The sequence below is a fragment of the Glutamicibacter sp. AOP38-B1-38 genome (assembly GCF_052377485.1).
In the GTDB taxonomy this organism is placed as follows: domain Bacteria; phylum Actinomycetota; class Actinomycetes; order Actinomycetales; family Micrococcaceae; genus Glutamicibacter.
In genome coordinates this window covers 21,504-34,475 of the sequence record NZ_JBQSWU010000014.1, presented here as the reverse complement: position 1 = coordinate 34,475, position 12,972 = coordinate 21,504, and the positions used below count along the sequence as shown (strand labels likewise).

The following is a 12,972-nucleotide window of genomic DNA, read 5'->3' as shown; positions in this document are numbered from 1 at the left end:
TATCAACACATCGGTAGCGCTTCCCACCACTTTTACCCCCTCTTGTCGAAACAGGCAGCCTCCCAAGTTCTAGAGTCTAGGCAGGTTGTCAAACTGGAAGATCTGAAAAATAATCCAGTCGAAGCTATGCTGAATCTCCCCTAGCCACTCAGCCTGACTTAGTCATGCACCAGGGAATTCATGCCATCTGTTCATGACAGAAAGCCCATTTCACGATCAATGGCTACTACTCATTCGTTGAGGACCTTGCGCCGGTGGCGCATTTTCCGATTGCTGTTGCTCTCCAATTCCTGTGCGGTTCCCACAAGCGAGGCTAAGCGACAGATCTCGCTGTTCTGCAAATTGAACCGGTGCATGCAGAGCCAAGTGCCACACGGCGTGCCCGGGAGAAAGAATGACTGCGGCACGGAGGTTCGGATCTTCTGCCAGCTGCTGATCAAGCATCGGCAACTCGGAGCAGTCGCTGTGCGACTTGGCGGAGAAATCATGAACCTCTCCTGTCCCGTCGCCGATCCAGGAGTTGGCGAACCAGAATCTTCCCGTGCCCTGAGCCGCACGAACAAGCAGCAACCTTGCGCTGGGGTTGGCCCAGCCTACGAATCGCTGAAACGCCGGATGCGGCTGGAACTGGGCAGTCACTCGTTCACCTTCCGGTGCGGTGTCGGGATGTCTCGGAGAAATGCGGTTGATCCCGTCCGCAGAACTCGGGATGTCCGGCGGCGCTGCTAGATAGCGCCCAGACTCGCCATTGAATCTACGAATTGCCTCCAGCCAAGATGCCGCTTAATTGGCCACGCCTCCACACGTGTGGTTCGTGGCCCTCCACGCCGTTGCGCCGGGACTTCAGCCTGAGTCTTCGAGGCCGCGCTTCATCCGTCCGCTTCCGCGCAGGTCTCCGAGAGTCGGCAGTATTTCGATCCGCGGTGCAGGACGTTGCCGCGAGCTCTGTGCTGGTTGCTTGGCGCCATCTTCTTCGGCCGATGGCTCGAAAGATTGGGAGGTCTTGGGATGCCGCCGCCAATGGACATAGGTCTTGATCCCGAAAGCAAGGAGCACAGCCACGACAATTGAGCCTAAGACCAGTGAAGCATGCACCACCTCGGCCAAAGCCAGGTCATCGACGTTCTTGGTCATTATCGAGGTAGCAGTATTCGCGTTCATAACCATTCCTGTACTCGAAGTGACGACTGCTCTATCCCCATATGGCTCACAGTCTATGAGCTGGGAGGCTCAATTCGCGCGTGCCTCGTCCAATCGATACCTCTTTGTTATGGGTGAGCCGAACACCGGGCAGTTAAACAGTGAATGTACCCGGAAGCATTGGAATCTGGAGGTGTTGAGGCTACGATGCGGCCTTGCCTGGAGGCCAGCGCGCGATCCGGCACGAGAAAACCCCTCTCCCGCCAGTTCAAAGGCAGAAGAGGGGTCCGGCAAAAGCCAGTTCCTAGTGCTCGCGGCGGATCAGCTTTCCGCCAGGAGTCTGGAAGTCCACGTCGGCCCCCGCGATGATCGACCGGCGGACCACGCCACTCAGGGTCTTGCCCTGATACGGGGAAATCGGGTTCTTGTGATGCAGCTTGGCCACATCCACCTCGAAGGTGTCCTCTGGAGCGAAGATCGCGAAATCCGCGTCCTTGCCGGTTTCGATGCCGCCCTTGGCGCTCAGCCCGGCAAGCTTGGAAGGATTCACGCCCATCCATTGCACCACCTGCTCCAGCTTCAGCCCGCGCCCCTTGGCTTCGGACCAGATCAGCGGCAGGCCCAGCTGCAGCGAGGCGACGCCGCCCCAGGCGACGCCGAAGTCGCCATTCTCCACGTCCTTCAAATCGACAGTGGACGGAGAGTGGTCCGAAACGATGCAGTCGATAATGCCTTCTTCCAGGCCCTTCCACAGCAGTTCGCGGTTGTCGTTCTCGCGGATCGGCGGGCAGCATTTGAAGGCCGTGGCGCCGTCCGGGATGTCCTCGGCGAGCAGCGTCAGATAGTGCGGACAAGTTTCCACGGTGAGCTTCACGCCTTCGGCGCGGGCCTCGCGGATCATCTCCAGGGCATCCGAGCTGGACAGGTGCAGCACGTGGGCGCGTACCCCGGTCTTGCGGGCGCGCTCGATGACCCGCGCAATGGCGGTATTCTCCGCATCACGCGGACGCGAGTTCAGGAATCCGGCGTACTGTCCGCCGACAGGATTCGGCGAATTATCGATGATGTCCGAGTCCTCGGCGTGCACGATCATCAGCGAATCGAAGGAGGCAAGCTCTGCCATGTCCTCTTCCATCTCGTCGACGGTCAGCGAGGGGAACTCGTCGACTCCGGAGTGAAGCAGGAAGCACTTGAAGCCGAAGACGCCGGCTTCGTGCAGCTGACGCAGGTCCTTCTTGTTACCCGGAATGGCGCCGCCCCAGAAGCCGACATTGACATAGGCGCTCTTGCTGGCAGCCTCGCGCTTGATTTCCAGCGCTTCGAGGTTCACCGTGGGCGGGATGGAGTTCAGCGGCATGTCCACGATCGTGGTGACACCGCCTGCCGCTGCGGCCTTGGTGGCGGACTCGAAGCCTTCCCACTCGGTGCGCCCCGGCTCGTTGACGTGGACATGGGTATCCACCAACCCCGGGAGCAATACCTCGTCGTCGCCGACCTCGATGGTGCGTGTGCCCTGCAGATTATTTCCCAGCGGCTCAATGGCCACGATCTTTCCGTCGCGGACGCCGATTTCGCGGGCGGCCATGCCGGCGGTAGTCAAGATGCGTTCGCCACGGATAACCAGATCGAAGCCCAGATCTGTGGTGCCGCTGGCTTCGCGTTCAACAGCTTCGTTGATGCTCATGAGTCGTTCCCTACTCGTTACGTTTAAAGCTTGAGACTAAATTCTGTGGTGCGTGGTGCGGTTATTTCCATGATCTCCTATCCTGAAAATAACCGCACCCGCAATTCATGTGGAGTTGCCAGTGGCAGCGACGACCGACCTCAGGCACTCACACCGGCACCGGATTTCATGGGCACCAGCGCGGTAGGCGCATCCCCGATCTCCAGTGCAAGATCTTCAAATTCATTAACCGCATCCAGCTGCGCACCCATGGAAATGTTGGTGACCTTCTCCAAGATCACCTCAACCACCACGGGGACCTGGTGCTCGTCGGCCAGACAGTTCGCCTCGGCGAATCCCTCGGCCAGCTTCGCCGGATCATTCACCCGAACGGCCTTGCATCCGAGCCCTTCGGCGACCTTGACGTGGTCCACGCCGTAACCGTCGGTTTCCGGGGAGTTGATGTTATCGAAGCCCAAGGAGACGTGGTAATCCATTTCGAAGGGACGCTGCGATTGGCGGATCAGGCCAAGGTAGGAGTTGTTGACCACCACGTGCACGTACGGCAGCTTGAACTGTGCTCCCACTGCCAGCTCTTCGATCATGAACTGGAAATCGTAGTCCCCGGACAGTGCCACAACTTTTTCCCCTGGCTTGCCGCGCACGACGCCCAGGGCTGCCGGACCGGTCCAGCCCAAGGGGCCGGCCTGGCCGGCGTTGATCCACTTGCGTGGCCCATAAACGTGCAGCATCTGCGCGCCGGCGATCTGGCTGAGCCCGATGGTGGATACGTAGGTGGTGTCCGCCCCGAAGACCGCGTTCATCTCCTGGTAGACGCGCTGCGGCTTGATCGGAATATTGTCGAAGTTGGTCTTGCGGTGGTTCGTGCCCTTGCGGGCGGTGCACTGTCCAGCCCACTGCGAATAGTCGGGGATCAGTCCAGCGCTCTTGCGTTCGCGCACGATCTCCAGAATCGAGTCCAGCGCCGCCGCGGCATCCGAGGTAATTCCCAGATCCGGCGCGAATACGCGGCCGATCTGGGTCGGCTCGATATCCACGTGGATGAACTTGCGCCCGGCTCGGTAGGTTTCGAGGCCACCGGTGTGCCGATTCGCCCACCGGTTTCCGATGCCGAGCACCACGTCCGAGGCCAAGAAGGATTCGTTGCCGTATTTGGTGTGCGTCTGGATGCCCACCATGCCCGACTGCAAACGGTGGTCATCCGGGATGACACCCCAGCCCATCAGGGTGGGCGAGACCGGGATGTTGAGCTCTTCGGCCAGCTGCACGAGCCTATCGCTGGCGTTGGCGTTGATCACGCCACCGCCGGCAACGATAATTGGACGCTTGCCGCTCAGCAGCAGGTCAACGATCTTCTCGGCCTGGCCGCGGGTTGCCTTCGGCTTGGTGGGCGCCAACGGCTCATAGGCATCGATGTCAAAATCAATTTCGGCCATCTGCACATTGATAGGCAAGTCGATCAGCGCAGGACCAGGGCGGCCCGAACGCATGATCTGGAAAGCCTTGGCGAAGGTTCCCGGAACGAGCCCCGGCTCCAGCACGGTGCTGGCGTATTTGGTCACCGGCTTCGCGATGGATTCAATATCCACCGCCTGGAAGTCTTCCTTGTGCAATACGTGGGTTGGCGCCTGGCCGGTGATGCACAGCATCGGGATCGAGTCGGCGATGGCCGCATACAGGCCGGTGATCATGTCGGTGCCGGCCGGTCCGGAGGTGCCCAGGCACAAGCCGATCTTGCCGCTGGCCCGCGAGTAGCCATCCGCTGCATGCGAGGCGCCTTCGACGTGGCGGTGCAGCGTGTGGCGGATTCCGCCATGCTGTTTCATCGCCGAGTACAGCGGGTTGATTGCCGCGCCGGGCAAGCCGAACGCTTCGGTGGAGCCTTCCTTTTCCAGGATCAGCACGATGGCATCTACTGCGCGCATCTTAGGCATTGAAATCACACATCCTTATCGATGGTTCGGCCCCGAACGGAGCGGTGAAAGAAGAATCAAGATCATGAGGGGATGACCTGTGGCGGGCCGACGAAGTGAATCGACTTCACGCCCACCCCGAGCACCGGAAGCCGGACTCGAACTGGAACGAAGGACTCCACCTGCTGGCGAAAACAGTTGTTCGCCAGCAGGTGGGCCGGCTGCCGAAGGCAGGCGTTGGACCCGCCACAGGAAGAATGAGGGGAAGAGCTAAGTGGGAAACCTACTGGCTTTGACCCGAAAGGCGCTGCACTCCGCGGAAAAGACCCGAGTGATCCAGCGCGCCGTCGCCGCTGGCGACGGTGGAACCCACCAGCTGGGCGACGAGCGAACCCATCGGAAGCACCACGCCGGCTTCGCGGGCGGCCGAGGTGACGATGCCCATGTCCTTGTGGTGCAGTGCCAGCCGGAATCCCGGTCCGAATTCACGGTCCAGGATCTTCTGGCCCTTCTGCTCTAGCACCTTGGAGCCGGCAAGTCCCCCGCCGAGCACCTTCAATGCCGAATCGGTGTCAACGCCATAGGCTTCGAGGAAGACCACCGCTTCGCTGAGCGCCTGGATATTTGCGGCGACGATCAGCTGGTTGGCGGCCTTGACGGTCTGCCCGGATCCGGAGGGACCGACCAGGACGATGGTTTTGCCGACCGCTTCGAGCACCGGCTTGGCAACGGCGAAGTCCGCCGGTTCACCGCCGACCATAATGGAGAGCACCGCGTCGATGGCTCCCTGCTCGCCGCCGGATACCGGTGCGTCCAGTGGACGCAGCCCGGCCTCGCGCGCCGCATTCGAAAGGTTCACCGCGACGTCGGGGCGGATGGAGGAATTATCGATCCAGATGGCCCCGGATTTCGCATGCGCAAACAGGCCCTCTGCACCGGTGGTGACCGCTTCGACATCCGGAGAGTCCGGAACCATGGTGATGATGACGTCGGCGTCCTTGACCGCTTCGGCGATTGAGTTTGCCGCGTGGCCGCCGGCTGCCGCAAGCTCGGTGGCGGCTTTTTCGCTGCGGTTGAAACCGGTGACGTTGAAGCCTGCGGTGACGAAGTTCTTAGCCATGGGCAGTCCCATGATTCCCAAGCCGATAAATGCAACATTCTGTGACATGTGATTCTCCAAAAGTGTTTTGGCGGCCCGCACGAGGGGCGAGTGGAAGTTTAGGAGGCGTTGGCGCCGGCGGTGGCTAGCCATTTGAAGGCGGTTTGCGCCTCCTGCTTGTACTCCAGGGCTACCTTGCCGGTGTATCCAAGCTGGCGGGAGCGTTCGATCCAGGCAAGCAGGGGCAGGTCACCGGTTCCCGGTGCCCCACGGCCAGGCGCGTCGGCGATCTGGATGTGGCCGAATTCTTCCGCGTGGTTTTCGATGACCTGCGGGACATCATCGCCGTTGACCGCCAGGTGGTAGAAGTCGGCCAGCAGGGCAATATTTTTCTTGCCCGCATCCTTGACCTTGTTGACCACATCCAGTGCCTCGGCCGCGTTCTTCAGCGGGTAGGCCTCGGTGCCGGACACCGGTTCGATCAGAACAGTGCCTTCGATGCGTTCGATGCCCCCGGCGGCAACTAACAGGTTTTCAAGGGCCAGCTCGTCTTGAGCCTGCGCGGTGGAGCCCGCAAGACGATTTCCATAGAGGGCGTTGAAGGATTTGCATCCGGTGGCCTCGCCGATAGCGGTGACCACGTCCACGTTCTCACGGAACTCTGCGCTGCGCCCGATCCACGAAACTAGTCCGCGGTCCCCCGCGGGCATATCTCCGGCAAAGAAGTTCAATCCGTCCAGCTGCACGCCCGCGCTCTTGATCGAGCCGATGAACTCGTCTACCTGCTTGTCGCTTGGCACGGCGGTGGCGAATGGCCACCAGAATTCGACGCTGTCGAATCCCGCCTGCTTGGCTGCTTCGGCACGCTGATTAATGGGTAGTTCGGTGAGCAGAATCGAGCAGTTCAGAGTGTAAGACACTGGATTTCCCTTCAAAACCTATTCAAAGATTCCACTTCATGGAATATTTGTTTTGCTTTACGAAAACTCTAAGACGAGACCCGGATCACTGTCAACCCTTGATCGCCCCTGCTCAAATCGCCCAAGACGCGCACCCAAGAGCGAATCCACCCCTCCCGACAACCAGGAACCCCTCCGCAGTTAACCTTGGTAGCGGGCGGCTGGATGGAGGCCCTCGCAGCTGCCGGTCGCCATATCCAGCCACCACCCCCTCGACGGCCAGCTCCACCGCCAATCCGCCTGCGCGGACCCCGGGCAAAGGGGAAGTGCCGAAGTCCGGCCGATCTCCTCGGCACCAGCCTTAAGCTAAGTCAACTAGTCAACACCTGCCATGAAAAATTCCGCACAGTGAAATGGAGATTCTCTATTGCGGTAATGTGACACACGGCATAAAGTAGGTGGACAATCGATGTGGCACACATCTCGGAGTGAATTTCTCTAACTCAGGAGCAGCCATGAGCACACAACTCATAGGGATTCGCGCAGAAAAGCCAGCCTGGCGACTGCAGCACGAAGCCCAGCCCGTGGTGGGCACACCTACCGAGTTCTATTTGAACTTCGGCCAGCCGATCTATCCGTAACGCGTCATCTCGTCCCCTCAGCGGACGTACACGCAGCTTCTTCCGTACGCATAGACCAGCATGATTCATTCATGCGCGCTGTCGATAATTCGTTGTCCCCAACGCTTCTCACCGTCGAGAGCAGACTTCGATCCTCAGCACGCACCTGAGAATAGGACCTCACCATGGGGCATCAAATTCCGGAGACCACCTCCGCGCCGACGATCATCACCCAATCGCACAACGAACGCATTGACCCTTCCAACCCACATGAGCTCAGCGCCACCCTGTACAACGAGGACCTCGCGCCGACTACGCGCACGGGGCGCACCTGGAACTCGTACAGCATCTTCACCCTCTGGGCCAACGACGTGCACTCGCTGGGCAACTACGCTTTCGCCATCGGACTGTTCGCTCTGGGGATGAGCGGCTGGCAAATCCTCGCCGCCCTGGGCATCGGGGCAATTCTCCTCTTCGCCCTGTTGACCCTCTCGGGCTTCATGGGCGAGAAGACCGGTGTGTCGTTCCCCGTCATGAGCCGCATTGCCTTCGGCGTCAACGGTGCGCAGATCCCGGCGCTGTTGCGTGGCGCCGTGGCTATCGCCTGGTTCGGGATTCAAACATTCTTGGCATCCCAGGTGCTGAGCGTCATGGTCATCGCACTGGCACCGAGCGCAGTCGGTTTGCAGCAGACCAGCTTCCTGGGACTCGACACCCTCGGCTGGATCTGCTTCGTTTCCCTCTGGGCCATCCAGCTGGTGATTGTCAGCTACGGAATGGAAATGATTCGCAAGTACGAGGCCTTTGCCGGCCCGGTCATTCTCGTCACCTTCTTGGCACTGGCCATCTGGATGCTCTTTGAATCGGGATTCAACGTCTCCATGAGCACCGGTGAAGCAAGGTCCGGGCTGGACATGTGGGTCGGCATCTTTGGAGCCGCTGCCTTGTGGGTTTCGATTTACGGAACTTTCGTTTTGAACTTCTGCGACTTCACCCGTGGCGCCACCTCGAAGAACGCCATCGTGCGCGGAAACTTCTTCGGCATTCCACTGAACATGCTGTTCTTCGGGGCCATCGTGGTGGTGCTCACCGGAACCCAATTCTCCATAAACGGCACGATCATCACCTCACCTTCAGATGTCGTCGAGGCCATCCCCAACACGCTGCTGCTCGTCCTGGCCTCCGGTGCGCTGCTGATCCTGACCATCGCGGTGAACCTGATGGCAAACTTCGTGGTCCCGACCTACGCGCTGACCAACCTCTTCCCCAAGCGGTTGAACTTCCGGGCCGCCGCCCTGATTTCCGGCTTCATCGGTTTGGTGATCCTGCCTTGGAACTTGTACAACTCCCCGGAAATCATCAATTACTTCCTCGGCGGGCTCGGTGCCCTGCTCGGCCCGCTATTCGGCATCATCATGGCCGACTACTGGCTCGTACGCCGGGCACGAATCAACGTCTTGGACCTTTACCGCACCAATCCAGAGGGCACCTACTACTTCACTCGCGGAGTTAACTTCCGCGCTGTGGCTGCCCTGGCCATCAGCTCGGTCATTGCCTTGCTCCTGGCGTTCCTGCCCGCACTGCACGTTATCGGACCCTTCGCGTGGTTCCTCGGCTCCGGAGCCGGGGCAGTTACCTACCTGATCCTGGCCAAGCGCCGCCTCGACCTGACGGATATTGACGGCGAAGCCATCGCGGTCACCCCGAAGCACTGATTTCTAAGGAACTGATCATGCGCATTCTCATTGTCAATGTGAACACCACGGCCTCGATGACTCACGCGATCGGCGAATCGGCTCGCAAAGTCGCCTCGCCGGGCACCGAAATCATCGAGCTGACTCCCGATTTCGGCGCAGACTCCTGCGAGGGAAACTTCGAAAGCTACCTCGCCGCCATCGCCGTGATGGACAAGGTCGTCAATTATCCCGGAGCCTACGACGCGGTCATCCAGGCCGGCTACGGAGAGCACGGGAGGGAAGGGCTGCAGGAGCTGCTGGAGGTCCCGGTCGTTGACATCACCGAGGCCGCGGCCTCCACCGCACAATTTTTAGGTCATAAGTACTCGGTCGTGACTACTCTGGACCGGACCGTTCCGCTGATTGAGGACCGACTGAAGCTTGCCGGGCTCACCGACCGGCTGGCCTCGGTGCGCGCCAGCGGCCTGGGAGTCCTGGAGCTGGAATCCGATCCCGAACGGGCCGTTGCGGCCATCGTGGAGCAATCGCGACAGGCGGTGCAGGTTGATAAGGCGGAAGTGATCTGCCTGGGTTGCGGCGGCATGGCTGAATTGGAGGCGAAGGTCAGTGAGGCCACCGGCGTGCCAATTGTTGATGGGGTGCGTGCCGCGGTGACCATTGCCGAGTCCTTGGTTCGCCTGGGCCTGAGCACTTCAAAGGTGCGCACCTATGCAACTCCTCGCCCGAAGACCATTACCGGCTGGCCGATCAGCCGCAGCAGAAGTGGCCTAGCCGTCTGAGACTGGACGCCCAGTTTGCACGCTAAAGCCCAAGGCATAACCCAGTCAATTCCCAGAGTGCCCATTTAGAGTCGTAAGTACCTCTTGAAGGTGCGAGTGATGACAAGAACCCTCCAACGCTGCAAGCGTTGGAGGGTTCGCTCATGTTCAGGGGCGTTCAGGATTCGAACCGGGCAGGCCACTCCTCGGCTAGAAGCGCGTAGCCCATGCCGTCCAGCCATTGTCCATCGCGGTGCAGTGCATCGCGCTTGCTGTATCCCTCACGCCTCATGCCGATTCGCTCCATCAGCCGCCACGACGGCTCGTTCGCGGCGAAGCATTCAGCAATGACCCGGCGTAGGCCCAACTGCCCGAAACACAGGTCGATGACCCCACAGACCGCTTCGGTGGCATAACCAAGACCACCATATTCTGGGTTCAAGCTCCACCCGATCTCGGCTTCGACGCCGCGGGTCGCATCCTCGATCTCGCGCTGGCCCCAACCATCTTTCACCTTCACCATGACCGTCCCGATCAACTGCGGCCGGCCTTGCGCATCCAGCAGCTGAACCGCGACATCACAGGCATAGCGCCTGGCTTCCATGAACTGCTCCAGGTACTGCGGGAAATCATCGGCACACGAGGTAATCCAGCGTTGCACCTCTGGTAGTTTCCGGTATTCCCACGTCGCTTGGGCATCGGCAATTTCGAGCCGCCGCAGCAAGAGCCGCCGAGTAGTCACGGGCCAGTTGATTCGATCGAGAGAGTCGCTCATCTTCGCATCCTAGTTCGGCGCTTCGCGCCCGCCTGCCGTGGTGCGTGCGGTTCATGACGGCAGATGAACACCCGAACGCGACCATTATGGCCCAACCGAGAATAATTTAGCGATGTTTCGCTGCGCTATATTCGCCGCACGAATAGCTTGCCTCACCTAACTAAACGCGGAAAATCACTCATGAAATCGGATATTCCGACGCGCAAGCATGAATTAAGTGAGCTAAGTAACAACAGTCTGGCTTATTCGATTTAGGTCAGCTTAGGCTAGGCTAATTATCAGATCACTCATTTGCGCGACCAATGTCGGTCGCCCGTCCCGAAGGATGACATGGCTTCCATGAAACTTCGCGCCGCAGCTTTGCTGGGCGTTGCAGCACTCTCCCTGACCGCTTGCGGCTCCAACGCCGAAGCTCCGGCAGAGTCCGCACCAGCGTCTACCTCTACGGTGACTTTCACCGATAACAACGGCGAACACACCATCAATACTCCGGCGAAGTCAGTGGTCGCAACCGACAACCGCACCTTCGAAACTCTTGAGGCCTGGGGCATCGAGCTCACCGCCGGCGCCGTAGCACTGATGCCAGACACCATCAGCTACGCCAAAGATGAAAAGGTCGTTGACCTCGGCAGCCACCGCGAACCAAACCTCGAAGCAATTGTCGAGGTAGCCCCGGACCTGATTATCAACGGCCAGCGATTCACCCAGCACGCAGAGAAGCTTTCCAAGCTGGCTCCCGAAGCCACCATCGTGAACCTCGACCCACGCGAAGGCGAGGCCTTCGACGCGGAGCTCAAGCGCCAAACCACCGTACTGGGTGAAATCTTCGGCAAGCAGGCAGAGGCCAAGGCACTGACCGATGACTTCGACAAGGCAGTTGCACGCGCCAAGGCTGCGTACAACAAGGACGCGACGGTCATGGGCCTGATCACCTCCGGCGGCGAGATCAACTACTCAGCTCCGGGTAGCGGACGCAGCGTCGGCCCGGCCTTCGATATTCTAGGCCTCACCCCGGCACTAGTGGTCGAGGATTCCTCCACCGATCACGAGGGCGACGATATCTCGGTAGAGGCAATCGCCAAGTCGAATCCCGACTGGATTCTCGTCCTTGACCGCGACGGCGCGGTTGCCAGCGAGGAAGCCGGCTACACCCCGGCCGCAGACCTGCTGAAGAAATCCGAAGCCCTGGCCAACGTCACCGCTGCCAAGGAAGGAAACGTCGTGGTCATGCCCGCGGATACCTACACCAACGAAGGTATCCAGACCTACACCGAGTTCTTCAATGATTTTGCAGATGCGCTGGAAGCCAAGTAACCAGAACGCTGAATAGCGACCTCGTGGCGGAGCCGATACCCGGCTCCGCCACGAGGTCGTATCCACCACACATCGAATTCACGGCGGCACCATGACTACTACGACCCCCGCGGTCAAGCCCAAGGGCAGACTCCTCGAACCCAAGCTGATGCTTGGCATCCTCGGAGTCCTCATCCTCTTGGGCTTCTCCCTGTTCACCGGTGTCTATGACATCTTCGGCGCCGATGACGGGTCGGCGATGTTCGCCGTGACCCGCATCCCGCGCACCATCGCCCTGGTCCTTGCCGGAGCCGCGATGGCCATGAGCGGGCTGGTCATGCAGCTGCTCACGCAGAACCGCTTCGTGGAACCAACCACCACCGGCACCACCGAATGGGCCGGGCTGGGACTGCTGACGGTGCTGATCATCAACCCCGAAGCCTCGCTGCTGGCCAAGATGACCGTGGCGATCGTCTTCGCCTTCATCGGCACCATGGTCTTCTTCCTGTTCCTGCAGCGAGTCTCGCTGAAGGCCTCGTTGACGGTGCCCATCGTGGGGATCATGCTCGGCGCCGTGGTGGGCGCCTTCTCCTCCTTCATTGCCCTGCAGACCGACATGCTCCAATCCCTGGGCATCTGGTTTGCCGGTTCCTTCACCTCGGTGATCCGCGGGCAGTACGAGGTGCTGTGGATCGTGGCGTTGGTGGCCATCGCAATCTTCATCGTGGCCGACCGTTTCACCGTGGCCGGGCTCGGCGAAGAAATCGCCACGAACGTTGGGCTGAACTACCGCCAGGTGATGCTTTTGGGCACCGGCCTGATTGCGATTGCCACCGGTGTTGTCACCGTGGTCATCGGCAACCTTCCCTTCCTGGGACTGATCGTGCCGAATATCGTGTCCATGTTCCGCGGAGATGACCTGCGCAGCAACCTGCCGTGGGTATGTCTGCTGGGCATTGCCATCACCACCGTCTGCGACCTGATCGGCCGCACCATCATCATGCCTTTCGAGATTCCGGTCTCCTTGATCCTCGGCGTGCTCGGCGCGGTTGTCTTCATTTCCCTGCTACTGAGGCAGCGCAAACTTGGCTAAG

General features: G+C 60.2%; 12 protein-coding genes. 5 read left to right on the top strand and 7 right to left on the bottom strand.

The window, feature by feature from the left end; all coding sequences use genetic code 11:
• Positions 1-216: 216 nt before the first annotated feature.
• From ACT3TP_RS09935 to ACT3TP_RS09910, 6 genes are all read right to left on the bottom strand, one after another.
• Entirely contained in the window at positions 217-639 is a 423-nt protein-coding gene (locus tag ACT3TP_RS09935) for a hypothetical protein (protein ID WP_444616235.1), read from the bottom strand.
• 204 nt (positions 640-843) lie between these two features.
• Complete coding sequence (locus tag ACT3TP_RS09930) at positions 844-1,161, bottom strand: hypothetical protein (protein WP_141393585.1); 318 nt, start codon at positions 1,159-1,161, stop codon at positions 844-846.
• A 283-nt stretch (positions 1,162-1,444) separates the two neighbouring features.
• On the bottom strand, positions 1,445-2,824 hold the full coding sequence (gene allB / locus ACT3TP_RS09925) for an allantoinase AllB (protein ID WP_096287978.1): 1,380 nt from the start codon (positions 2,822-2,824) through the stop codon (positions 1,445-1,447).
• Between the two features lie 140 nt (positions 2,825-2,964).
• Complete coding sequence (gene gcl, locus ACT3TP_RS09920; RefSeq protein WP_444620502.1) at positions 2,965-4,758, bottom strand: glyoxylate carboligase; 1,794 nt, start codon at positions 4,756-4,758, stop codon at positions 2,965-2,967.
• Between the two features lie 262 nt (positions 4,759-5,020).
• Positions 5,021-5,989: a 2-hydroxy-3-oxopropionate reductase gene (locus ACT3TP_RS09915; protein WP_444620501.1), complete on the bottom strand. Its 969-nt coding sequence runs from the start codon at positions 5,987-5,989 to the stop codon at positions 5,021-5,023.
• On the bottom strand, positions 5,956-6,756 hold the full coding sequence (locus ACT3TP_RS09910; RefSeq protein ID WP_444620500.1) for a hydroxypyruvate isomerase family protein: 801 nt from the start codon (positions 6,754-6,756) through the stop codon (positions 5,956-5,958). Before ACT3TP_RS09910 ends, ACT3TP_RS09915 begins: the two co-directional genes overlap by 34 nt.
• A 494-nt stretch (positions 6,757-7,250) precedes the next feature.
• Between ACT3TP_RS09910 and ACT3TP_RS09905 the strand changes: the two genes are divergently transcribed.
• From ACT3TP_RS09905 to ACT3TP_RS09895, 3 genes are all read left to right on the top strand, one after another.
• Entirely contained in the window at positions 7,251-7,376 is a 126-nt protein-coding gene (locus tag ACT3TP_RS09905) for a hypothetical protein (RefSeq protein ID WP_255248506.1), read from the top strand.
• 164 nt (positions 7,377-7,540) lie between these two features.
• A complete protein-coding gene (locus tag ACT3TP_RS09900; RefSeq protein WP_444620499.1) occupies positions 7,541-9,070 on the top strand; it encodes an NCS1 family nucleobase:cation symporter-1 in 1,530 nt (509 codons plus the stop codon).
• Positions 9,071-9,087: 17 nt separating this feature from the next.
• Positions 9,088-9,831, top strand: a complete 744-nt coding sequence (locus tag ACT3TP_RS09895) for an aspartate/glutamate racemase family protein (protein ID WP_444620498.1) — start codon at positions 9,088-9,090, stop codon at positions 9,829-9,831.
• 157 nt (positions 9,832-9,988) lie between these two features.
• Here the strand turns inward: ACT3TP_RS09895 and ACT3TP_RS09890 are convergent, their stop codons facing one another.
• The gene (locus ACT3TP_RS09890) at positions 9,989-10,585 is read right to left on the bottom strand and encodes a GNAT family N-acetyltransferase (protein WP_444620497.1); all 597 of its coding nucleotides are present in this window, start codon (positions 10,583-10,585) and stop codon (positions 9,989-9,991) included.
• A gap of 330 nt (positions 10,586-10,915) precedes the next feature.
• Here ACT3TP_RS09890 and ACT3TP_RS09885 point away from each other — a divergent pair, with 330 nt between their 5' ends.
• Both ACT3TP_RS09885 and ACT3TP_RS09880 read left to right on the top strand, forming a co-directional pair.
• On the top strand, positions 10,916-11,899 hold the full coding sequence (locus tag ACT3TP_RS09885; protein WP_444620496.1) for a siderophore ABC transporter substrate-binding protein: 984 nt from the start codon (positions 10,916-10,918) through the stop codon (positions 11,897-11,899).
• Positions 11,900-11,990: 91 nt separating this feature from the next.
• Entirely contained in the window at positions 11,991-12,971 is a 981-nt protein-coding gene (locus tag ACT3TP_RS09880) for an ABC transporter permease (RefSeq protein WP_096254014.1), read from the top strand.
• The last annotated feature ends 1 nt before the right edge of the window (position 12,972 follow it).

Coding starts and splice junctions, on each gene's coding strand:
- ACT3TP_RS09880 (WP_096254014.1), top strand. CDS start 11,991: ATGACTACTACGACCCCCGCGGTCAAGCCCAAGGGCAGACTCCTCGAA.
- ACT3TP_RS09900 (WP_444620499.1), top strand. CDS start 7,541: ATGGGGCATCAAATTCCGGAGACCACCTCCGCGCCGACGATCATCACC.
- ACT3TP_RS09905 (WP_255248506.1), top strand. CDS start 7,251: ATGAGCACACAACTCATAGGGATTCGCGCAGAAAAGCCAGCCTGGCGA.
- allB (WP_096287978.1), bottom strand. CDS start 2,824: ATGAGCATCAACGAAGCTGTTGAACGCGAAGCCAGCGGCACCACAGAT.
- ACT3TP_RS09885 (WP_444620496.1), top strand. CDS start 10,916: ATGGCTTCCATGAAACTTCGCGCCGCAGCTTTGCTGGGCGTTGCAGCA.
- ACT3TP_RS09915 (WP_444620501.1), bottom strand. CDS start 5,989: ATGGCTAGCCACCGCCGGCGCCAACGCCTCCTAAACTTCCACTCGCCC.
- ACT3TP_RS09895 (WP_444620498.1), top strand. CDS start 9,088: ATGCGCATTCTCATTGTCAATGTGAACACCACGGCCTCGATGACTCAC.
- gcl (WP_444620502.1), bottom strand. CDS start 4,758: ATGCCTAAGATGCGCGCAGTAGATGCCATCGTGCTGATCCTGGAAAAG.
- ACT3TP_RS09890 (WP_444620497.1), bottom strand. CDS start 10,585: ATGAGCGACTCTCTCGATCGAATCAACTGGCCCGTGACTACTCGGCGG.
- ACT3TP_RS09930 (WP_141393585.1), bottom strand. CDS start 1,161: ATGAACGCGAATACTGCTACCTCGATAATGACCAAGAACGTCGATGAC.